At 46.9% G+C, this 21,625-nt stretch carries 20 protein-coding genes; 3 read left to right on the plus strand and 17 right to left on the minus strand.

From position 1 onward, the window contains the following. Positions 1–35: 35 nt before the first annotated feature. The 16 genes from ACQ4M5_RS31570 to ACQ4M5_RS31645 are packed head-to-tail and all read right to left on the minus strand — an operon-like array spanning position 36 to position 17,053. The gene (locus ACQ4M5_RS31570; RefSeq protein WP_430679777.1) at positions 36–248 is read right to left on the minus strand and encodes a hypothetical protein; all 213 of its coding nucleotides are present in this window, start codon (positions 246–248) and stop codon (positions 36–38) included. A gap of 4 nt (positions 249–252) precedes the next feature. Then, the gene (locus ACQ4M5_RS31575; protein ID WP_430679778.1) at positions 253–639 is read right to left on the minus strand and encodes a tetratricopeptide repeat protein; all 387 of its coding nucleotides are present in this window, start codon (positions 637–639) and stop codon (positions 253–255) included. Between the two features lie 8 nt (positions 640–647). After that, positions 648–2,615, minus strand: coding sequence for a hypothetical protein (locus ACQ4M5_RS31580; RefSeq protein WP_430679779.1), 1,968 nt, complete (start codon positions 2,613–2,615; stop codon positions 648–650). A 2-nt stretch (positions 2,616–2,617) separates the two neighbouring features. Then, on the minus strand, positions 2,618–2,998 hold the full coding sequence (locus tag ACQ4M5_RS31585; RefSeq protein ID WP_430679780.1) for a hypothetical protein: 381 nt from the start codon (positions 2,996–2,998) through the stop codon (positions 2,618–2,620). A gap of 26 nt (positions 2,999–3,024) precedes the next feature. Next, positions 3,025–4,788, minus strand: a complete 1,764-nt coding sequence (locus ACQ4M5_RS31590) for a type IV secretory system conjugative DNA transfer family protein (protein ID WP_430679781.1) — start codon at positions 4,786–4,788, stop codon at positions 3,025–3,027. Then, on the minus strand, positions 4,781–5,338 hold the full coding sequence (locus ACQ4M5_RS31595; RefSeq protein WP_430679782.1) for a hypothetical protein: 558 nt from the start codon (positions 5,336–5,338) through the stop codon (positions 4,781–4,783). The genes ACQ4M5_RS31590 and ACQ4M5_RS31595 overlap by 8 nt, the downstream gene beginning before the upstream one ends. A gap of 12 nt (positions 5,339–5,350) precedes the next feature. After that, complete coding sequence (locus ACQ4M5_RS31600) at positions 5,351–5,851, minus strand: hypothetical protein (protein WP_430679783.1); 501 nt, start codon at positions 5,849–5,851, stop codon at positions 5,351–5,353. Positions 5,852–5,861: 10 nt separating this feature from the next. Continuing rightward, positions 5,862–8,144, minus strand: coding sequence for a M23 family metallopeptidase (locus ACQ4M5_RS31605; protein ID WP_430679784.1), 2,283 nt, complete (start codon positions 8,142–8,144; stop codon positions 5,862–5,864). Between the two features lie 16 nt (positions 8,145–8,160). Further along, positions 8,161–8,856 carry a hypothetical protein gene (locus tag ACQ4M5_RS31610; protein WP_430679785.1) on the minus strand — a complete coding sequence of 232 codons (696 nt, stop codon included), beginning with the start codon at positions 8,854–8,856 and terminating at the stop codon, positions 8,161–8,163. A 30-nt stretch (positions 8,857–8,886) separates the two neighbouring features. Next, positions 8,887–10,602: a TrbI/VirB10 family protein gene (locus tag ACQ4M5_RS31615; RefSeq protein WP_430679786.1), complete on the minus strand. Its 1,716-nt coding sequence runs from the start codon at positions 10,600–10,602 to the stop codon at positions 8,887–8,889. Next, the gene (locus tag ACQ4M5_RS31620; protein WP_430679787.1) at positions 10,599–11,369 is read right to left on the minus strand and encodes a hypothetical protein; all 771 of its coding nucleotides are present in this window, start codon (positions 11,367–11,369) and stop codon (positions 10,599–10,601) included. The genes ACQ4M5_RS31615 and ACQ4M5_RS31620 overlap by 4 nt, the downstream gene beginning before the upstream one ends. A gap of 24 nt (positions 11,370–11,393) precedes the next feature. After that, positions 11,394–12,494, minus strand: coding sequence for a hypothetical protein (locus ACQ4M5_RS31625; protein ID WP_430679788.1), 1,101 nt, complete (start codon positions 12,492–12,494; stop codon positions 11,394–11,396). 2 nt (positions 12,495–12,496) lie between these two features. Then, entirely contained in the window at positions 12,497–13,300 is an 804-nt protein-coding gene (locus ACQ4M5_RS31630) for a hypothetical protein (protein ID WP_430679789.1), read from the minus strand. A 17-nt stretch (positions 13,301–13,317) separates the two neighbouring features. Then, positions 13,318–16,152 carry a hypothetical protein gene (locus ACQ4M5_RS31635; protein WP_430679790.1) on the minus strand — a complete coding sequence of 945 codons (2,835 nt, stop codon included), beginning with the start codon at positions 16,150–16,152 and terminating at the stop codon, positions 13,318–13,320. Continuing rightward, the gene (locus ACQ4M5_RS31640) at positions 16,127–16,459 is read right to left on the minus strand and encodes a hypothetical protein (protein WP_430679791.1); all 333 of its coding nucleotides are present in this window, start codon (positions 16,457–16,459) and stop codon (positions 16,127–16,129) included. The genes ACQ4M5_RS31635 and ACQ4M5_RS31640 overlap by 26 nt, the downstream gene beginning before the upstream one ends. A 6-nt stretch (positions 16,460–16,465) precedes the next feature. After that, the gene (locus tag ACQ4M5_RS31645; RefSeq protein ID WP_430679792.1) at positions 16,466–17,053 is read right to left on the minus strand and encodes a hypothetical protein; all 588 of its coding nucleotides are present in this window, start codon (positions 17,051–17,053) and stop codon (positions 16,466–16,468) included. A gap of 735 nt (positions 17,054–17,788) precedes the next feature. Here ACQ4M5_RS31645 and ACQ4M5_RS31650 point away from each other — a divergent pair. Beyond that, a complete protein-coding gene (locus tag ACQ4M5_RS31650; protein WP_430679793.1) occupies positions 17,789–18,349 on the plus strand; it encodes a recombinase family protein in 561 nt (186 codons plus the stop codon). 32 nt (positions 18,350–18,381) lie between these two features. Here the strand turns inward: ACQ4M5_RS31650 and ACQ4M5_RS31655 are convergent, their stop codons facing one another. Then, positions 18,382–18,555, minus strand: a complete 174-nt coding sequence (locus ACQ4M5_RS31655) for a hypothetical protein (protein WP_430679794.1) — start codon at positions 18,553–18,555, stop codon at positions 18,382–18,384. A 282-nt stretch (positions 18,556–18,837) separates the two neighbouring features. Here ACQ4M5_RS31655 and ACQ4M5_RS31660 point away from each other — a divergent pair, with 282 nt between their 5' ends. Continuing rightward, the gene (locus ACQ4M5_RS31660; RefSeq protein ID WP_430679795.1) at positions 18,838–19,218 is read left to right on the plus strand and encodes a hypothetical protein; all 381 of its coding nucleotides are present in this window, start codon (positions 18,838–18,840) and stop codon (positions 19,216–19,218) included. Positions 19,219–19,257: 39 nt separating this feature from the next. Then, positions 19,258–21,525, plus strand: a complete 2,268-nt coding sequence (locus tag ACQ4M5_RS31665; protein WP_430679796.1) for a PAS domain S-box protein — start codon at positions 19,258–19,260, stop codon at positions 21,523–21,525. Positions 21,526–21,625: the final 100 nt, after the last annotated feature.

The following is a 21,625-nucleotide window of genomic DNA, read 5'->3' on the forward strand; positions in this document are numbered from 1 at the left end:
CTCCCAAACAAGATCTTTTTAATGAACTGAAACTGCTACAGGAACAATCCGACTAAGACAGCGCAAAATCGAATGCTTGAAGGTAAACGACGCAGGATAGGGATTGGAGAGAGTAGCACTGCAAGACCGAGATAAAGTATCCCCAGATGAACTCTGTGAAACACAAGCATTACTGCCGCGATCGCGATAAATGCAACACAGAAAATTAACTCAAGCCATCGAGAAAGTTTAGTTAAGTGTTTTTGCATTGTTTTATTTCCTTTGGTTCAATTGTTGAATTAAGAGATCTACGGTTTGAACTTCATTGCGATCGCCCTGTGCTTGTGCGATTTCTTTTGCTTTTTGATACTTCTGCAAGGCATCTTGAGGACGATTCAGCCCTTCGAGCGCAAGACCCTGACGTACATAACCACGTTCATCATCAGGACGAAGCGCAACGGCTTGAGTATAGTCTCTGAGAGCATTTTCATAGTTGCCGTTTTTCTCATAAAGACTGCCTCGGTTCAGAAACTCATCGGCAGTTTTAGGCTGAGAAATAATCTTCTCTGGCGGCGTATTTCCCTGTTCAAAGCCAATCCAAATGAAAAGTGGGAATGCGACTATCATTGCGATCGCGCATAGTTTGAGAAAACTAAACATAACGCCTCCTAGCTCAACTCCATTCCAGACGACTGCTTTTGATTCGAGCGGGTTTTCTCTTGGGTCGCATCCTGCTGACGTTCAGCGGATTGCAGTTGGTCGGCTAGACGATCGAAATGAGCGAAATCGTTCGGCTGTAGCCGTGACATCACGCGCCCGTTGTCGCGGCGATAAACTACGCCTCGACCATCGCGTTTATCGGTGATTTTAATGAAATTGTCTTCACCGATTTCAAACTTGAATCGACCTTTTTCTTTGTCCCAAACTCTAGCGTTCTGAGAGTTGAGAAAAACTCGAACCGTTTGCTCTACTCTCTGGGTTTTTGCTCCGTATCGTGCTTCGACATCCAACTCTCCTACAGGCGTAAGAGATTTATCCTGACGCATCTGCTGAAAGACAGCTTGATGCGTCGAGGTCAAGCGATCGCTTTTCGATAGAATTTGAATGCTTTGGTTTTGAAGTCCAGGGATAGGAGATTTTGTTGCTTTAAATCGCATTAATTCCCCGTTTGCATCGCTGATAGTGTAAAGATTCATCCCCTGTAGACTCACTTTGAAATCGCCCATTTCATACGATTTCTCGCTGGTGCGAAGGTGACTACGATGAAAAAGTTCTAACGATGATCGAGCGATGCTTTGATCTCGCATCGTTTCTGGACGAGATGACAACCAATTCATGGTTTCTCGTACACCTTGCCCTAATCCTTGAAGAACTTGCTGTTTCCAATTTTGATGGGTTGACTGAAGAAGCTGTTTCGTTGCTCCATCAGGAAGTTTAGCGGCTTCTCGCTGGGCGACTGCGATCGCAGGAAGCATATTTTCACCATCTGCTAATACTGGAGTAAAATCAGCCGTTAAATCAACCCGATCATTTAATGCCTCTTGTTCATTGATGATTGCTCTTTGAGGCTGAAGACGTTGAAAGGTTTCCCAATCTTTCCCAGTCGAGCCGTAATCCCAAACTTGCCCCTCTCGCACAATTAAAACTAACTCATCGTTGCCGCGTGTGATAGTTAGCCCATCTGTGTCCTGAGTAATTTTGTAGTCTGAGATCGCAACCGTATCGTACAGCGGCTTCTCGTCCCCTAGAGGATTTAGTAGAAACTGAGCCGTATTTGCAATATCTTGTGCTTGAATGTTCTGAGCTTGCCAATCTAAGCTTAGATCCTCTGGAGGTGGCTCGTTTGATTCCATGCGCCATTGCAGTTCCTCAGCTTGCTTGTATGCTTCGCCAATTTCACTCAAAGCAGTTGGAATCTCGTTCGGAGCCGCAACTAGAATTTGCCCTTCACGAGTCGTTTGAAGCACCGTTTTATCTTGAGATGCGATCGTTAGTGTGTCGTTTTCTGCATTTTCAATGATAGTAAAGTTTTTGGATTGATATTGACGATTGCCTGTCGCTGTTGTTACTCCTTGTAGATCTAGAGCAGACTGACCAAGAACCCTAAGCTGTTGAGCTTGCTGTAATTGTTGCCGCTGCTCACTCACATTAGATCGGGGTTGCAATTTCTCTGTTTCGGACTTTTGTTTTTCAGTATTTGTGTTTTCAGTATCTAATCTGCTTTTATCAGTTTGATTTTGTCTTTGGATTTGAAATGCAATTTGGTTGACCGTTACAATTCCGTCGCTTTCTTCGCGAAAGAGAACAGTGTCCCCGTCTTTGATTTCGATCGCTGGAATTTTGCCTTGATACTTCTTCGGATTAACGTCCTCTGTGACGGGTCTTTGCAGTGCATCAAAAATGGTTTTGAGTCGATCGGGAGTCAACTCATTGCGAAATTCTCCTCGCGCCATCTGCCCGTAGATCAAGCGTCGTCCCATTTGGATTCGCATCGTTTTGGGCGGGTCTGATTGTTGAGCGCGAGAAGAGTCTAAAGCACTGATCATTCCGCGTGTGGCTTGCGCGATCGCGCTCAACAATTGAGCTTGATCTTCTTGCATTGCCTGTGCTTCTGTTGGACTAACGGTAAACGCCATAATTAATCCTCCTCGTATAGCAACCCTTGGAGCGCGATCGCTTGAGCCATTCCTTCAACTCGATTCACTACACACTCTCCACCCACTTGAAAGACAGCCATTTGCCCATCAAACCGATATTCAACAAACGGAGGTTGATAATCTGGTTCGCAATGACGCAGGTAAACAACTTGTCCTTTCTCAGAGCGAACATAGGGTATGTCATCGAATAGCAGTTCGACAACGGTTGGCACATAGCCTGGAGGTAGAAGTGGTAGGTGTCTAGCGCGAATGAGTTCAGCAACGATTTCTGATTCTTTAGCAAGAACTGAGATTGCTGCTTCGGATAATTCCCACTCTTGAAGTAGAGCCTGAATGTCCTGTGTTTTGAATGTTTGTACCATGCTTTTTCTCTCGGTGTTTTTAGAAGTTAATACTCGGTGTAATCATCTGCGTTATACGAATCATCGGCAACTGCGTCTTGAGTGTCTATGTTCTGATAATCGGAGCCATCTGTAGAGGCTTCATCACTGGATTGGAGCGGAAATTGACTTTCTGCGATTTGTTGTCGTTTTTCCGCTTCTGCATCAAGTTCGGCTTCTGTAATTTGTAGCTTTGACATTCGTTCGATTAAGCGATCGCGTACCGTATTGCACCACAATTTCTCACTTGCCTGTTGAAGCTCATTCTCACGTTTGGGGACTTTCAGTTTTAGTTTTAGTGGGACTGAAGCTTCACCTTGACCCTTGTAAGCTGGATTAATGAAAACACACTCACCTTGGTCAAGCTTCAGAATTTCATCGACGGTCAACAACGAAACTTTCTGATACTGTTCATTACGGCTGGTGCTGCGCTGAACTCCGTAGCTCTGCGATCGTGTATGTAACCGAACTTCTTTTTCGCCTAGATAGCGTGAGACCAAGCCAGCCGTTTCGTCATCACGGGGATTGAAAAAGACTTTCGTTCCGCAGGCAGCAAAGATTGCTTTTGATAGTTCCCGTCCATAAGTATGTTGCAGTTGGGCAAAGTTTTGATAGCCCAGAATTGTACAAAGACCGTAGGAACGAAACTCATTAATCCATTTCGGTAAACCATCCAAATACAATGTCGGTAACTCATCCAAACTCACGACTAGCGGTTCTTTTCGAGGTTGGGAAAAGTTTCGAGCAACAATTAGGTGAAGCATTGCAGCCAGTAGTGGCGCAACGACATCACGCTTTTGAGTGTCTACTTGAAGAAATAGAATTTGCTTTCCGGTTAGGTCAAGTGGAATAGTAGTTTCCCCAACAAAACTCGCAATCAAGTCTTTACCAATGAATTTATCGAACGTGCGTTGAGCTGTTGCGACGATCCCCGCAACCTGTTTTTCAGCATCCTCTGAAGATAGTATCTGACTGAAGCTTTCAAGCGTCCAGGTTGGAATTTTGTTTGCTTCTCCGGCTTGGCGAATACGGGTTGGCAGATTAGAAAGATTTAGAAGCTTCTTCGCCATGAGCAAATCGGGATACAGCGTCGTTTTTGCCAGCAACATCACCGCTTCAACCAGTTTTTGCCCAGCACTCGAAAAGAAGTCATTTTCGCTGGCATTACTGCCGCGACGGGTGTTCTTATAAATAACTTCAGCAAGCTGTCCTGCCATAAGGGAATCTGCCGGATCGCGGACAAAATCCAATGGATTACAAACCCCGGTGTAAGGGAAACCAGGTGCAAATACATGAACGCGATACCCTTGCGCCGCAGCGTAGGCAGCGTGTGCCTCAATTTGTGCCCCCTTGAAATCGTAAACCACGATCGCGAGTCCTTGCGCGATCGCGTCCCGAATCATTGGATCGATAATGCTGTAAGTCTTGCCACTATTGGGCGCACCGCATACAGCAATACCCTGCTGCATTTCGGGAACTTCTAAAGTCCCTGCTCTCAATGTGACTCGATTGTGTTTTCTCTGATTTCGTTGTCGATGCGCGATCGTGCTGGCAACTCGTTTTTCTGCACGACCGCCGAGCCGTCCCGTCGAAATTTTACCTTTTTTGGGGTTCAGAAGATTCATACTAATGCTGAAGAAACACAATCCGAGTAGTAGCAATCCCATTCCTGACTTTGTTAAAGCCTGAGTTGTATTAGCTAATGTCGTAGACACAGCATGAGTAATCTCAGCAACATTGCTTTGATCATTGTGTTTAGCATTATTACTCATACATTTTGGGCAACAACTGCGTTTCTACAACTTCATACTCTTTTCCATTGAACGCAAGCACTGATTGTTTCACTTGCCTGCCTTCTAACTGATTAATTTTCAGGGTTGGCAATCCGCTCTGAATTTTAGGAGTCGGTTCAATGAGAGGAACCTTTGGAGGGAGTTGTGGTTTGAGGTAGTTAGCGAAAACTTGCTGATATCGATCCTTTGTCGTGGAAACATAACCTAAAAACTTGCATCCCATCGCGCCACACAACGGATTCTCATGCGGATGGCTTGCCTCGTTCATACTACGTGTGTCTACGAGAAAAAGCGGCTTAGATTGCCCTGATTGAACAATTCTCCAAACTTTCATGCGTCCAGCATCACCAGTAAAATCAGAACTTAAATTCTCTCTGATAACTTGTTGCATTAAACCTGGAGGCGCAGACCGAGCAGCCTCTTGCCACCCTGTCTCGACGGATGCGCTTTTCATGGCGAGAATTGCGATCGTACTAGCTAAAATCAGGCTCACAATTGCAATGAAGCGAAATCTCAATCTAAGTCGCATAATTTTCTTCTCCTATCGAGCCGCTTTTTTTGAATGAATTCCTAACTGTTGTAGCGCCCAATTTTCCTCATCAAACCAGCGATCGCTTCTTGATTGTTTGATTTGTTGTTCAAACGCTGCTCTGCCAATTCGTTTAATTTCTCTCTGATAACGTTGTAAGGTCAGTTGACGTGCAATAGTTTGAGGGACAGCACTGGCAAGCGCAAGTCGATCGCCAGTCGGATTGTACAACTCTCTTCGGCAGCTTTCATTAGCGATCGAGATGATTAAATCGCTGGCAACAGGATCGCCTTGCTCATAGGCAGCAAGTAGATAATAGTTTTTACCTTGCACTGTCGTAGAACCAATGACTTCTGCACGAGCAACTTGAGCTTTGGGAATACAAGGATTGGCAGCCGAGGGAATATCGCTCAATTGTGCGGAGGAAGGCGCGATCGCAAGCACAATCCACCCAACAAAAAACAGCACTCCAATCTGGACAAGCAGCGATTTTCTAAAAGATTTGTGTTTCATAATTCAACTCCTACAGCTTGAGATATTGTTTTGGATCGACCGCTGTTCCACTAAATGGTTGTCCTGGTGTTGCGCCAGTGCGGACTTCAAAATGCAAGTGCGGTCCTGTCCCAACTCCAGTGTGTCCACTTCGAGCGATCGACTGTCCTTGACCAACAGATGCCCCCACTTGGGTCGTTATCTCGGAGAGATGAGCATAACGGGTTTGCATTCCGTTGCTATGCTCGATGATAACGACATTACCGTAGCCTTCTGCCCATCCTGCATAGATAACTTTACCGTTATCTGCCGGATGAACTGAGGTTCCTTCAGGTGCGCCGAGATCGAGTCCACGATGGAAGCTGCTGCACTCTGCACAAGGACTTTCACGCGCTCCAAAGTCGCTCGTTACTGGATAGCCCGTTACGGGAGCAATCAAACGTCCGGTCGATTTTGCGCTGGCTGATTTTGTACAGTCTCCATTGCTCTTCGCAGCAGATTTGTAGTTTCTAGCCAGTTCTTCACCGTAAGTTTTGAGTGTTAATCGCCCGTTTCCATCAGTTGCGTTACCGTCGATCGGAGCATAAGGACCGCCAAAGTGAATTTGTCCAACTCGCTCGATCAAACGCTCACCGGAAAAACCTTCTCGCTGTGCCTGTTGAATATTGCGAGTTTGGTCAGCTTTGAAAAGGTCATCCTGAGCCGAGGCGGGAAAGAAGCGCGTAATTTCTGCCTCGCTAATCGGTGCGCCAGAATCAGCCTTAGCAAGAAAAGCTGCCCCACCTTCTTGCTGCTGAATCGATGCCCTTACATCGGAGCGGTAGGACATATATTGATATCGTCCTAGTCCACGTCCACAGTTCCCATCGCCATCGCAGACAAAGCTACCTGCTGATTCGTAGTTCCCTTCAATGCCAGAAAACGCTTTGGCAAGTGCCTTGAAATCAACGCTGCCAGCACCTATTCCGCAAATTCCTCCATCATCGCCAAACGATGCTTCTTGATAACCAGGTAATGCTTCGGCGGGAATACCCATCGCTTTGGCTCGATCGATAACTCCATCAGGAATTGATGCCCCACTTGATGCACCACCCTGACTATCGAGTAAGCCTGTAAAGATAGGTTCCTTCTCGTGATAATTCAAAAATGGAACTGGACCTAAGAAATAGGGTGTGCAACCCAAATCAGGAAGTCCACGTTTGCAAATTCGGAAATGTAGCGCTGTTGAAATGGTTCCTGTGCTTTCATCGACATCCCACACGGAGACTTTAAAGACATCGCCGAATGGATGTCGCCCAGTCGGTTCTTTACCGCCGTTCACTGCACCTAAAACGCCGGAGCCGCCTTTTACTTTCTGATATTTGCCAGAAATCCATTGCTTGCCATACAGCGGAGGTGCGCCAGCGAGTTCAATATAAGCACAGTTCTCTTTGCAGGGAACTTGGAAGCCTTCACGATCGCTACCCGAAATCGTATTCCGTCGATCGCTTTCTGCTGTTCCATACACGACATCAACAATCCCGATCATTCCAGTTGCTTGAACAGGATTTGGCATCTGAGCCAACGGAACACTTCCTAATCCTGGCACTTCTGAAATTAAGCTGTTTTCCCAGTTCGCTAATTTCTGTAGCGGGACGTTTTGTAGATTGGGAATATCTGCGATCGAAAACTGATCGAGCTTCTGCCCAAGTTGTCCTAAACTCAATTGCCCAAACTGGGGATTTGCGCTCAAAATCTCTGCGATCGTGCTGTCTGAGCTAGGGTTAAATCCAGGTGTTCTCGGAAACTTCTGGCTGAATAATGATGCGACCGCAGGAACTTGATTCAGCTGATAACTATCTAAGCCAGGAATTGCAGTAACTAATTGATCAAGGGTTTGCGCCGTTGCAGTCTTAAAGTTGGATAAGGCAACTTGTTTTAGATCCAGTCGAGTCAGTTGAGCGATCGTGTACAGATTGAAGAACTGAGGATAAAGACTTGTTTGAAAGTCTCCTAGCTTCAGGTAACTATCTGCGGTCTGCCCTGCTTTCCATTGACGCGAAAGATCATAGCCCAGAGCTTGATTTAGACCCGAAGGCGCGACGAATTCACCATCTTCAAGAATAGGTGGCAACGTATGAAGGCTGATTTCTGACCAATCCGGGATTCGAGCATATTGCCCATCCCACTCTACCGAAGCAATAGGTAGTGTTGCTTCGACATCAGGACTAGCGGCAACGCTAACTGGAAAGAGCAGTGTGATGCAAACAATTGTAAGCCCAATAACGAATGATTTGAGGAGTATGGTTCGTCGAATTCTGCCCATGCTAATCATGGTTCGATCTCAATAGCTATATTGACTGTGTTTTCAAGCCCATCTCAACGAGTCGTGCGACAAGCTGCTCGGAGACACCAACTTGTTTTGCGGCATCTGCGACCTGAACTCCGTTTTGAACCAGAGTGATGAGCGACTTCAAGCGGTTCCATAACTGATCACGACGTGAAATCAGACGACGCGCCGCAGCAACTTCCAATCCTTGCTCGATTAACTCTGCGCCTGAATGTCCACGAATTTGAGTAGCAACAGATTTTGGAGTGATTCGATTTGGCTGAATCGCGATCGTAGAATAACGAGGGCTGCCAGCGTTCGGAAAGGTCAAGCGAAAAGTGTAAAGACCACGATCGCTCATTACTGTAAGTAAAGTTGTTGCGGTCGCAGGCAAATTAGGAAACTTCAAACGTTGAATTCGACGCAAGTGAATCACACTAGCCGCGCATGAGTTTTGCCGATTTGTGCTTTGACAATTGGCATCATCAAAATCAAGCGTGACTTGTGATGGGTCGTCGAGCCAAGCTTTGCGAATTGTCTCTTGTGTCGGACGAAAATCTAATGTCACTCCATGACCTGCATAAAGCTCGATCGTGGTTAATGAAGTTTGCTGACTTGTCGAGACAGCAGAGCGATCGCTGCGCGTTTGTGCTTGAGCAGGTATCGTTGCTCCTGTGGCAATTATTGAAATGCCAATAGCTAGAAGTAAATGTTTCATACCGTGATGACGAATTTTGTGCAATGCTGATTAGTTAGGTAGCAGGATTGATTGATTGACAAATACCTGAACCGGACTTCCAGACGCAATAAACAGGGAATTCGGACGCTGCTCCATCTCTTTAATTGCTTGTTTGTTGCGCTCTTCGATTGAACCTAAAACGGCATCTGATCCACCTTCTAATGCCCCAGCCAGAATGTTTGGCTTGGGATTGCTTTCGGTAATCACCGTAGTGCCGTTTCCGGTTTGAAGTTGACTATTGGAGCGAGTAAACAACTGCGCTGATCGTCGTACTGCCCCTAAAAGAAACTGTCCTGCATCCATTGACGCAATTTCTTTTCCTCGATCTTCCAGTTGTTTTGCAACCAGTGGTTTACCATTTTCTCCACGTACCTGGATTGCGCCTACGGGTAAGTTAAGTTCTTTTTGCAAGCCGTTTTCAATCCAAACAGCAGTTGTCGCTGATAGCTGAACTTGACCCGTTCGGGAGAATTGATCAACTTGAACTAGCAAATGCGCTCCACTTGGAATTGCTACTTGACCTGTTGAATCTTTGAGCGGTTGGGTAAGCTCGATCGTGAACTGATCAGGTTTAGCTTTTTTAGTTGCTTCCGTGCTTCTAGAATCACTCAGAGTGATAGGGGTTGCCAAGATTCCAGGTGTAGTTTCTCCAACGATCAGCGAGTGTTGCCGAATTTGATCCTGTAGAATTGCAGCTTCAGCGTCTTTCAGAACTGCGGGTTGAGACGTTGGGTTTTGAGCTACTGGCTGATTGGTTTCTGTTTGTGCTTCTGAGATCGTTCTCTCTGGCGTTGTTTGATCTACTTGCGTCGATTGCTCAGATTGTGTGCTGCTGTCTTGAACGGGTGATTCTGGCACTTGATCAGTATCCGCTACTATCTCAGTATCCGTCTGCACGGCTGAGGTGGGTGCAATTCGAGCAGTTGGAACAGACTGCAAAGAATTTTCAGATTCGTCAGCTTGAGCCAGTTGCGATCGCTCTTCGATTGAGTTGCGGTGAGAACTACTAGCATTTGACCACTCGCTATCAGAGGATGGTTCTGAATGAGAAGAGCCATAACTCCCCAATTGAGCAAGTTGCTGCCATTGTTCCATTGAGTTATCAGGCTGATTCTCAGCTTTGGTTTGAGTTGTTTGCTTGAGCGCCATCGATCGCGTAACAGGAGTATAGCTGCTTGTAGGTGAACTAACTGGAGCAGACACCAATCTAGGTGGACTCGCTTGACTGACAATTTGAGGTGGCGCAGATGCTACGGTTACAGGTTTCGATGAATCAGATGCTTTGGCTGTTGCATTAACCGGAATACGTGGCAATTTTTGCTCAGGTTTGGTGTTTTTCGCCGAACGACTCTGTAGAGTATTTTGATCGCCGATCGCTGCGTTCGCTTTAAGCTTGCCATTCTCTTCTCGCAGTCGTGATAATTCCTCTGGAACCGTTTCTGGCTGTGATGCAGTTTCGGTTGTGGCAGCTTGTGGCAAATTTTTCTGAGCTTGTTTGAATCGCCCGCCACCTGCTAAAAACAAGGCAGCAAAGCCAAAAACAGGAACGAGAAGCAATCCAATTAGAGCGAGTTTTGGAACAGGTTTTGTCCAAACGGGACGGCTTGATCGAGCTAATTCAACCGGAAATTCACCTTCATTTACCAACGGTTCCTCAACCTTGGGAGCTTGGGTAATAGCTTTCAAATCCTCAGTCGTTACCTTCTCGTGTGGTTGTCCGTTCATTTTGCTAAGTCCTCACGCTCTAAAGGGCGAATATCTTGAATTTGCAAACCGCTTTCCAGCATCGAATACACCAAACGCTGATAATCGGTTGTGTTTTGTCCGAGTGGATTTTGTGGCGGATCAATCGCTTTAACGTAAATCGTGCGGTTAAATGGAATCGTTTGCCCTGCCGGGTTTGCATCATCGAAAACGATGCGAGTTGCAATCATGTGAATCCGCCATTGTCCTTCTCCGGTTAGCTCTGGTGTTGAGAAGTTTTGAGGAACAAGAACCGCTGCAACTTGTCCACGAAACACATCTTCAGGCACAACATCGGCTGCAAGTTTTTGCAAGAACGCATCTCGGAAGTCAGGCGCTAGAAGAAAGGATGCTTCCCAGGCACTGGTCGGAATTCGTCTACGGTCGCTACGCCGACTCGATGGATCTGGTGAGATTTCTTTTCCTGGGTCGATCTGCGTTTTGTTCTGTCCTGGTAATTTGCCCCAGGTGAAAGTCATGACTGCCCAGTTTGAAACTGTACGTCGAATAACTTCTGTTTCACGATACTGATAATCTGTGGAACGGGCTGTAAAGGCGTGTCCATCAACTTGCTGTACGAGCGTTGGCGGTTTTTGATTCGATAGTTTCGAGAATGAAACTGCTAACCAGAACGTGACGATCGCTAAGATGAAAACACCGAGCGAGAGTCCAGCGAATGCCAACGGCAAAATGTCTGTAGAATCCAGCTTAAATCGCTGGCTTTTTCGCTTCAAATCAGAAATTTGCATAACTGCGTTGAATGAATGTGTGAGTTACTTGATTGGCAGTGTGGTAGTGCTGATTGAAATAATTCGAGAAACACCACCGGAAACGGCTCGAAAGACCGTCATCCCACCACCACCTGCGAGAGCCAAGGCTAAGACAGGTGACAAAACACTGATGAGTAAGAGAAACCCAATATCTGAAGAGGATTGAGCATCAGCCGCAACAACGACAGTAGCAGCAAGCCCAACGACAACATTGTAGGAAAATTTAGCAAGTCCTAAGCTGAAGAAGCCGATCAACCATGCCCAGAGCGGACGACCTTGAAGCGGAATAACTGAGCCAGCGACAGCGATTGGTCCAATCAGTCCGGTCAACAACATCGATAGTTCAATCAGGTTCGCGAATGCCCATTGAAGTCCTTTAAGAATCTGTTGGGCAACCGCTTGACCTGCGGTGGCAATGAGTCCTTCTCGAATAAAGTTTGTAAGTAAGCCTGGAGCCGTTAGAACTTTGCCTGCGAGATCTCGTTTTTGATACTCTTGGCTCAATCCTTCATCGATCGCCCGTAGCCGTTCCCAAAGTCTCTGCACCCCGACTGTCATCCAGCCTTTTTGCTGATATTCCTGAGTTAACAGATCCTCGGCTCGCTTACCTGCCTCTCGAAAGCAGTCAATCTGTGCTTGTCCCTCTTTTGCTTCGCATTCAGTGTACTGTTGCTGAACTAAAGCTTTTGCTTGTTGGGAAACAACGACATCATTGAGCGCTTCTAGCATTGAAACTTCACCGATCTGTACCTCTAGTACTTTTCGCGTTTGGTCGTTGATGATGTTTCGGATTCCTAATGTCGTTGATCCTAACATAGCTCCGTTGTTAAAGAGCAATGCAAAAATGACAAATACCCAAATTACGTCTGGTAGTGCTGGAAAAATACCGCGCTCGATCGCGTCTTTAACCCAGCCGACAGCAAAAAAGACAAAAGCACCCACAACAATTGTGGCAGCAAAAACGTTAATGCCGTTGTACAGACCATTCGCCCCATTAAAGATATCCGTCCATCGAGCATCCCAAGCTCCCTGAACTTTCTCAATTTGGCTGATGCTATCTTCAATGATGGTTTTTGCCCCTGTCACTTGAGCTAAGGTGAACATAACTACCTCTTCGTCGAATTGTCCTGAGTGCCATAAAGACCAGGAATGTAGAGATCAGTACGAGTTTCGCCGCCAATCTCTAGCTGTCTGGCAACACGGGCGCGACGATTTGACTCATCGATGCCTTCGCTGGTATTCGCGGAGAGTTCTGCGATCGCGCTATCAAGCTGCTGAATTTGCAACAATGCCGTGTGATTATCGGCGGTCAGTTGAGCTTGATTCGTCACAATTCCTGCTAGTGCTGAATTGATTTCAGAATTATTCTTCATAACATCTTGGGTAACTGTCAGCGATTTCGCCTGTTGAGCCAGCTTCTGGGTTTCTTGGTATCCTTTCTGACTGGTCTCGACAATCTTTGAAGTTCGATCGGCTTCTTGTTGAATGGTCTTCTTTCCAGTTTCTCCAAGCATCAGAGCAGACATCGATCTCGCTAGTTCCTGATCGTAGAGGTTTGCTAAATCTCGCTGGCGCACAACTGGATTTGTGGTCAGAACGCCTGGATTAATTTCTGTTTGCGTTGTCCGAACTTTGTATGGGTCAGGCGCGTTGGAGCCAGTCGTTGACTCTAATTCGTTCCATGCACCGCCCATTGCAACCTTCATCATCGTGTCAAAAATTGGATCAAGCTCACTGAATTGCTGCTGAATTCGAGCTAAGGGATTGAGATAGTTATTCAACACCCATTGCTGTACTTCATCCCCAACGCCTCCCGGCATGAATGATGCGGTAGCAACACCAGCAACCATTAATGGGATGACTGTACCTGTTCCGATGACGAATCGTTTAAGTATTCGCGATTTTTTCATTTTCAGTTCCTCTGCGATTACATCAATGACATTGATTTGTGTCCGTTGTTGATATAGGTCAGATTTTCAGTTGTTGCAGCGTTAGAAAGCGTTGTGTTTTCTACCTGCGGTGTTTCCTCTGCTGCGATTCTTTCGGAAACTGGTGCGATCGTATCCATCGATCGACCTGCTCGAACTGCCTCGGCATAGAGTTTAGAAAAAGCCGCGTACCCGTGAAACTTGTTGTCATGTTGAGCCAATACCCGATGTCGTGCCCGTTGCTCCTTTTGATTGTTTGCGACGGCTGCCAGTAACTCTGGTGAGGGATGGTGACTACATTCAGTCAATCGAGCATCAGCATCGACAAGCCAATGAGAGCAGAGCCGCGTCGGATCAGTTCGGAAAGACTCATCAGTGTTCCGCATTAATACGCTGGGATCATAGCCGAAAAACCGTTGGTATGAAGCAAGCGAGTTCGGCTGAATTGCACCAACCAGGCGAGTATTGAGGTTTTGAAGAATTTGAGAACCAGCGACCGAGTTCGCGATCGTATCTGGGTCTTGTCCACTAATGACCGGGCGAATGCCCGACTTCGCACCGTTGGCGCAGACTTGCCCAATAATCTGAGCAATTCCGCTGTATTTGAATAGAATCGGGCTTTCGTCGATCGCGAGGATACTATCTGTCACCTCCAATGCTTTTCTAAATGCCATTGATTGAGCCGATAATGCTAAAACTGCGGCTTCAATGTTGTCACCCACGTTTCTTAGAGCAAATACAATGAATTTGGCATCGGTGCGAATCGTGCTGGGTTGCGAAATGGCTTTACCAACCCGACTGGTGAGCCAACCTTTTAGCTCTAGAAGAATTGTTGCGATCGCTTCGGAGATCATCTCAGATTCGATTTCTAGATCCAGATGCGTTACCAATTGAATGAAGTCAACGAGGGTTGGCATCTTAAACCAAGCTTCGCTGCCAAATCCCGCTTCAAAAGCGGCATCATACCGTGCTTGAATGTGTAAATCGCTGAAGAACGCTGCGATCGCCTGCCATAAGACAGTATGAACTCGTTTCCCCAGTTGCCCTTCTGTTTCTGTCCCCATCACCATGATGCTGAGAGCTTTAACGAGAAACTCCTTGTAATCATCGAGTCTCTCAGTCTGCTGCTTTTCGGGAAGATGTCGGACATCGGGAATTTGAAACAAATTGTTTGCTTCTGACCCAATATCAAAGTAAGCACCTTGATCACCGAAGAATTTCACCAGGTCTGTGTAAGTGGTTGTTCCATCAGCTTTTGGATAGTCCAGCGAAATAACGTGCATTCCGTTAGCAATCCCACAAGTGAAGATGTCAGACATCACAACAGATTTACCACTGCGGGTTTCTCCCATGATGAAAATGCCGCGATGCTTGGTGATGAAGTCGATTAAAAGCGGCGCATTGCCCTCGCGAGTAATAAATTCTATTCCTCGTGAATCGACAGGTCGAGTGCAGGCAAGGGGCATTAATCCGGGTGCTTCATTAGTGAGATAGAGTTGTTTGCGATCGGCACCTAACAACCAATCATCGACGATCGGCAATGACCTTAACCACAAAGACCAGGCAACCTCAGTTTCTCGAATGAAGTCACCTTGCGGAAAAGCATTCGTTAGCTTTTGGCAAGTTTCAGACAGTGTATGTGGATCATTGCGATAAATGAGTGCGATGACTGAAACCCAAACTGGCATCGCACCTTCAAGAATTTTCTCCTGAGCTTCCACCCCCTTTTTCATCCGCATTTGTGAGAGAACATCAACGTTTTTGAGTTCGGCGGCTCGGTGAGTCGCAGTGTAATTCTGCTTTGTGAGCCGTTGCAGAGTGATCCGAGTCATGACGCGATCAGCAGCCGCCAATTCACAAACAAACTCGCAATCAGGAAATTGGGAAAACACTTTCCAAAGATAGTAAAGCTGATGTTCCGGTGAAGCAAATCCAGGTGGTTTTGTCTCCAGCGCGATCGCTCCCACGTATCTGCCTTTAACCCATGCCCACTCACGATCCGCCTTTGGATGGCTCGGTCTACCGTTCTCCCCACGAATTAGCACACTGAGGGCGTGATACGGCTCTCGGATCTCTTCGCTTAGGTTCACGGTTCCCTCAGCTTCTCGTAGAATCAGGCATTGAGGTAAAGGAACTGATGGTCGAGTATTAAACTCACCCCACACATAGTTCCAGAGTTCGGTAGCAGTCAATGGAATTCCATTAAGCCCCATGCGGGTGTTCACTTGCTGCTCCCAATATAAATAACCATCGGTAAAGGCTTGAGTCAAAAGCTCCAAATAATGCGTTTTTTCCTTCGACTCCTTCATGCCTTTGAGCGTTTCGTATTGATTGACAAGCCACGCTAAGAGCTTCTCAGTACGATCTTTACTGGTTCCTCGTCCTGGCTCGATCGTGTAAGTTGCAAACAGATAGATTTGCTTCGGTTGTCGTTCACCTCGCAGGGTTAATTCTCGTGTTGATCGCTGCTGCGCCAAGAGTAGGAACTGAGTTTCTAGATTGTCGGTTGAGTTGATCAAGTGTTCTAGCTCTTGTTGGCGATCGACATCGTTGGCAAACGATCGTAGATGAATCCGAAGTCGATCGCCCGGTCGCAACCCTTTTGATCCTTCTTCCAATCGAGCAAGAACTGTTTCTGCTTGACCGCTGGCGAGTAGAGTATGAATTCCTGCAACTCGGAAACCAAACACGAAGGAGTACTTGCGCCCTTTCTTGAGCAAATACGCGCCGACATTGCGACCTCGTAGTTCTAGACTACAAATGAATTCGAGATGAGATTCGTTTTCAAAGGGTTTGAAATGATAGTGCTTAGTGCTGACTCGTTTCTTCGTCATGTTCTTGCTCTAAACAACGGGTGTAGTGAACATAGCCCCGATTCCAGTCGGGAGGTGGAACGAACTTATTCGTAAATCTCCAGGTTCTTTCGCCAACGACAAGCCACCAAGTACATAGACCCCAGGCACTGACAAGCAGAAACCATACGAATCCGAGTGAAAGTACAACGTGGACTAGGAAATAGGAGCCGACCAAGATAACCAGAGAAGGGGCGAGTAAAGCGGCTGGAATCGGACCTAAGCTGGGTTGCTTTCCTAAGCTCTGGTTAACGGGACGGAATTGATCGGCGCGATCTCGTTCAGCCATAACTACCTACGTTTTGGGTGCTGTAGCATTTGTGTTATCCCCACCGAAGAACATTGCGCTGAGTCCCTCTACAACCACAACGGCAGCGACAACAATAAATGCGTTTTGCATTAAAGGTTGCCATTGTTCTCCCCGTTGCGCTTGGTAAACGGCGAACAATACAAAGCCAACGGCAGTCACCCAGACCACAATTCTGAGCAATCCGAATAGAAACGTGATGATGCCGCTATCAATGTACGCTCCGAAGATCGTAGTCGCTTGCTCTTCGGCAGAATTAAACAATTGAGCCGATGCAGGCTCAGAGCTAAGGGTAATGCCTGCAAAGAACAAGGCTCCGATGATCGCGCCCAACGTTCTCCAGCCTCCACATCGGCGGAACCAAGGATGAGCAGTAAGGAGCGGAATCCATTCAAAGAATCGGATGACTAAAGCTGCTAGAGCAACCATGAACCAAATGGAAACAGGGAAGTGAGTGATCACCAGCAAAGCAGTTAAACCCAAACAGGCGACGAATGGAATAAATTGGCTTAGTCGATTCTTCCGACTTAAGTGAAGAGATCGAGCCAAGTCAGACTGCAACGAAGGGAATGCCATCGTTTTGACTCCTAATATTCAAGAAACACTAAAGCTTCGTCGCGAAGATCTCAGATAAGACTTCGTGAATGAAAATGAAAATGAATTTGGTGTGCTGCCCTGATCGAATTTGTAAGTCTGCTGAAATTCGAGACAAAAGTATCTTAATCGGATAGTTCAAGCTCTTAGCAAAGTTTACAAGTTGAAATGGTACAAGGCTACTGTGTTCATTTAGAAAGTGTTTACGTAAATAATTTAGAGAGATTACGGATAAACCAGTTTATATTCTTCTTGAAAAGCCCTAGCTTGAATTCGTTTGTTTGAGTGTGAGTTTTAAGCGATCGACAACCAGAAGCGCGAGACAAAATCCTGATACGATGGACTTCCCAAGCTCTCAAACATAAGTTTTTGCTATCAAGCAAATATTGATTTGCTTCGTATACTACTGAATTTAATTTCTATATAGTTAAGTGATTCTCTTCTACGTAGTTGTGATTGATTAAACCGATAACTAAGAGGTTATGTTTCTGAATCAGTAAGTTTCTTAAGCTTGTTTTTATATTCAAATCAGCCGTTCTTTTCAGTATTTCTGCCTCTCAAAAAGGGGGATTTTTGATAATCAATATTTCAATTGCTTTCTAGTTTCTAGAGTTTTGAAGGTAAGTTTCGCAACTACTATCAAAATGATAATTCTAATTTTCCGGTTCGTAATTTTCATGACCGTAGAGTGTTAAAGAAGATTACAGATAATGGTTCATGTTGATTGGCTACAGACGAATTTCGCCTGATGACCAAACGCTAGACCTGCAAACTGACGCTCTCAATCAGGCGGGGTGCGATCGCATTTTCATGGATATCACCACTGAGCCAGGAGCAGAACAGCCTGGACTCGATGAAGCGATCGCTTACGCGCGTCCGGGTGATGTCCTAGTCGTGTGGCGACTGGAGCGAGTTGGTAAACCGCTGAAGCCATTATTCGAGTGGATTATTGAATTACACGATCGCAGTATCAGCTTTAGAAGCTTGGAAGAGAATTTAGACACAGAGCGCTACGATCGTTCAGAAATGCTGCGAGTACTGAGGGCATTAGTTGAGACTGAACAGCAGGTTCTGACCGAAAAAACGCGAATTGGTTTGAAGAGGGCGAAAGCTAGAGGCAGAAAGGGAGGGCGTAAGCGATCTCTGACCCCGCAACAGATTAGAATTGGTAAAACACTGGCAGCCGACCCAACACAAACAGTCAAAGATATTTGTCGATCGCTTAAAATCTCTGAATCAACCTACTACCGCTACATCTACCCGAAACAGCAAGAGTAATGCAGTTAGCCATTGGGAAACTTCTGAGTAGATTAGTTCTTGCTTAATTGGAGAACAGTTTTGAGCAATTTTGCAGCTTCGTTCTGTTTCGTCAGATGCGCCTGAAATCCAGCCTTGATCGCAGCACTTTGATCTTCCTCACGAGCATAGACGGTCACCGTGATCGGTGGAATTTGTCCACCTTGTTCAGCCGGAAGTTGTCGCACTCGTTGGATGAACTCAACCCCCATCCATGAGCGGCATTCCCAAGTCACTAATGATCAAATCTGGTAGCAGTTGAGTCGAGATCGAAATCTTTAGTGCAGAAGAGAATCAAGGTACGACTGCAACTGTCAAGCTGCCAAATCTTCCACAAGCAAGAACAATGATGCTCTAGCCTACTTCTTAAGGTAGATTTTCCTCCTGATAGGATGATTGCTACTGTAGAATCTGCATGATCGCATCTCTGGTCGTGCAGAGTTCTCTGCTAACTTTTAGGAGCGTTTGGTTTGAATAAAACCAGCACGGATAAGATTCGATCGGCAACTCAGTTTCTCGTCTGGTTTCGGCGCTACCTGCCCGATAACCTGCAAGCTAAAGTCCGCCCTTACTTGGATGAGCCGTACCAACTCGCGCTGAAAGTGCTTGATGTTTGCCATTCTGGTCAGCGTTTGCGGGTAGAAGACATCGCTCAAAGGGCAGAGGTAAAGCGGGAAACCGCTCGACAGGTGTTAAGAGCGTTGAAAGAGGGCGGGATGCCGCTTGCGGTGACTCCGGTTCAAGGATGGCAATTACTCGAAGCGGAGCTTTCTCCCTCGACGATAGAAACGGCTAACTCAATCGGTTGTGGTACTGTCCAAAAAGTGTTATTGCCTTCTTCTAACCTCTAACCGCGCCGCCAGAAGAATTTTTTCGTGATGAATCGCCTTATGCCAACTCTCCTACTTGTTGAAGATCACGCTCTCGATCGAGAACTCTATCGACGCTATCTCACGTCCGATTCCAGCGAAGCTTACTCCTTTGTCGAAGCGGATTGCGTCGCAGTAGCGTTAGAGTTGTGCCGAACCCAAACGATCGATGCCGTTCTGCTCGATTATGTGCTGCCGGATGGTAATGGATTATTCTTCCTGCGATCGCTACAGGCTCAGAGTCGAGGGAAAACACCAGCCGTCGTAATGATCTCCGGGCGCGGCGATGAAACGGTAGCGGTTCAAGCGATCAAATTGGGCGCTGAAGACTACCTGGTAAAACAGCGTCTGACACCGGAACTGTTGCAACTAACTCTGCGAAGCGCGATCGAGAATACGCGATTGCGGCTTCAGTTACGACAGAGCGAAGAACGGTATCGAGCGATCGTGGAAGACCAGACGGAACTGATCTGTCGATTCACGCCCGAAGGCACTCTCACCTTTGTTAATCAAGCCTACAGTCGCTACTTTGGCTCAACGCCCGATCAATTAATGGGGCAAAATTTTCTCACTCTCGTTCCAGAACGCGATCGTCCTGCCGTACAGGAGCAGCTTGATGAACTGAGTGCAGTGACACCAGAGAATGCGATCATCACACATGAACATCCGGTTCTGAAACCGGAGGGTGAGATCGGGTGGCAGCAGTGGACGAATCGTGCCATCTTTGATGACGATGGGCAGCTTGTGGGATTGCAAGCAGTGGGGCGAGACATTACCGATCGCAAATTAGCTGAAATTGCCCTCCAAGAACGAGAACAACGCTACCGCGCTATCTTTAATACCACTTATCAATTTACGGGATTGCTCACGCCGGATGGAACTTTGATTGAAGCGAATCAAACAGCGCTTGATTTTGGTGGATTGACGTATGAGGACGTATTGAATCGCCCCTTCTGGGAAGCAAAGTGGTGGACGATTTCTACGGAAACACAAGCTCAACTGCGAGAGGCGATCGCACGTGCGGCTCAAGGTGAATTTGTGCGCTATGAGGTCGAAGTCTTGGGGGCAGGCGATTCGACCACAGTGATCGATTTCTCGCTCAAGCCTGTGTGCGATGAATCTGGGCAAGTGGTGTTGATTATTCCTGAAGGTCGGGACATTAGCGATCGTGTGCGGAGTGAAGTTGAACGGATTCAGCATGAAGTCGAGCGCCGACAGGCTCAACAACGCCTGCGGGAATCTGAGGAGCGATTGCAACTCGGAATTCAAGTTGCAGGGGTGGCATTGGCGAAATTTGACTACAAAACGAATAGCGTTGAACTCTCACCTGAAGCGGCAACGTTATACGGACTTCTCCCGGATGAACTCGTCGTGACTCGCCATCGTATCCATGCTACCTTTCACCCAGACGATCGTGCTGAACTCGCGCAGATTATCCAGCAGGTTATTTCTCCAACAGGTTCCGGCTGGTTTGCCCGTGAGCATCGCGTAGTGTGGGAAAACGGCGAAGTGCGCTGGCTCCAAGTTCGCAAACAAGTCTTCTTTGATCGATCTGGTGAAACTCCACGTCCAGACTATGCAATTTTGGCAGCGATCGACGTTACCGAACGCAAACACGCTGAACAACGCTTACAGGAATCTAGCGAACGGCTACAGTTGGGAATGCAAGTAGCAGGCTTTGCGTTAGCTAAGTTTGATTATCGCTCGAACACCGTAGATCTGTCCCCAGAAGCGGCAGCACTCTATGGCATCGATTCAGAAGGTCTAATTGTCACTCGCGATCGCGTCCATGCCACGTTTCATTCCGAAGAGCGCGAGGAACTCTTTGCCATCATTTCTCAAGTGCTTGATCCCGCAGGAGAAGGCTGGTTTGCGCGTGAACATCGCGTGGTGTGGCAAAACGGCGAAGTGCGCTGGCTGAGTGTACGGAAGCAGGTTTTCTTTGATCGATCTAGTAATTCTCCGCGTCCGAGTTACGCAATTTTAGCAGCCGTAGATGTTACGGATCGCAAACTGGCGGAAGCGGAACGCGAACGATTGCTGGCTCAGACAGAAGCAGCACGGGCAGAAGCGGAAGCGGCGAACCGGAGTAAGGATGAGTTTGTGGCAGTCGTCGCCCATGAACTGCGATCGCCGCTCAATTCGATCTCTGGTTGGGCAAAAATTCTGCAAACCCGCCGATTTGATGAAGTCACATTGGAAAAGGCGCTCGATACGATCGTTCGCAATACAGAAGCGCAGGTGCAACTCGTTGAGGATTTGCTCAGCAATTCTCATTATGACTTTTGACTATCCAAAGCCATGAGAACGCGGTAGGGTAAAAGAGTCAAAAGCCCCTTCAGTGAGTCGAAAACGTTGACCCCGACCCGCAAGTTTGACGGCATCATTG

The sequence above is a fragment of the Leptolyngbya sp. AN10 genome, from assembly GCF_050565645.1.
Classification (GTDB): Bacteria; Cyanobacteriota; Cyanobacteriia; order Leptolyngbyales; family Leptolyngbyaceae; genus Leptolyngbya.

Coding starts and splice junctions, on each gene's coding strand:
- ACQ4M5_RS31585 (WP_430679780.1), bottom strand. CDS start 2,998: ATGGTACAAACATTCAAAACACAGGACATTCAGGCTCTACTTCAAGAG.
- ACQ4M5_RS31640 (WP_430679791.1), bottom strand. CDS start 16,459: ATGGCTGAACGAGATCGCGCCGATCAATTCCGTCCCGTTAACCAGAGC.
- ACQ4M5_RS31615 (WP_430679786.1), bottom strand. CDS start 10,602: ATGAACGGACAACCACACGAGAAGGTAACGACTGAGGATTTGAAAGCT.
- ACQ4M5_RS31580 (WP_430679779.1), bottom strand. CDS start 2,615: ATGGCGTTTACCGTTAGTCCAACAGAAGCACAGGCAATGCAAGAAGAT.
- ACQ4M5_RS31570 (WP_430679777.1), bottom strand. CDS start 248: ATGCAAAAACACTTAACTAAACTTTCTCGATGGCTTGAGTTAATTTTC.
- ACQ4M5_RS31650 (WP_430679793.1), top strand. CDS start 17,789: ATGTTGATTGGCTACAGACGAATTTCGCCTGATGACCAAACGCTAGAC.
- ACQ4M5_RS31600 (WP_430679783.1), bottom strand. CDS start 5,851: ATGAAACACAAATCTTTTAGAAAATCGCTGCTTGTCCAGATTGGAGTG.
- ACQ4M5_RS31665 (WP_430679796.1), top strand. CDS start 19,258: ATGCCAACTCTCCTACTTGTTGAAGATCACGCTCTCGATCGAGAACTC.
- ACQ4M5_RS31630 (WP_430679789.1), bottom strand. CDS start 13,300: ATGAAAAAATCGCGAATACTTAAACGATTCGTCATCGGAACAGGTACA.
- ACQ4M5_RS31620 (WP_430679787.1), bottom strand. CDS start 11,369: ATGCAAATTTCTGATTTGAAGCGAAAAAGCCAGCGATTTAAGCTGGAT.
- ACQ4M5_RS31645 (WP_430679792.1), bottom strand. CDS start 17,053: ATGGCATTCCCTTCGTTGCAGTCTGACTTGGCTCGATCTCTTCACTTA.
- ACQ4M5_RS31635 (WP_430679790.1), bottom strand. CDS start 16,152: ATGACGAAGAAACGAGTCAGCACTAAGCACTATCATTTCAAACCCTTT.
- ACQ4M5_RS31595 (WP_430679782.1), bottom strand. CDS start 5,338: ATGCGACTTAGATTGAGATTTCGCTTCATTGCAATTGTGAGCCTGATT.
- ACQ4M5_RS31610 (WP_430679785.1), bottom strand. CDS start 8,856: ATGAAACATTTACTTCTAGCTATTGGCATTTCAATAATTGCCACAGGA.
- ACQ4M5_RS31625 (WP_430679788.1), bottom strand. CDS start 12,494: ATGTTCACCTTAGCTCAAGTGACAGGGGCAAAAACCATCATTGAAGAT.
- ACQ4M5_RS31590 (WP_430679781.1), bottom strand. CDS start 4,788: ATGAGTAATAATGCTAAACACAATGATCAAAGCAATGTTGCTGAGATT.
- ACQ4M5_RS31575 (WP_430679778.1), bottom strand. CDS start 639: ATGTTTAGTTTTCTCAAACTATGCGCGATCGCAATGATAGTCGCATTC.
- ACQ4M5_RS31605 (WP_430679784.1), bottom strand. CDS start 8,144: ATGATTAGCATGGGCAGAATTCGACGAACCATACTCCTCAAATCATTC.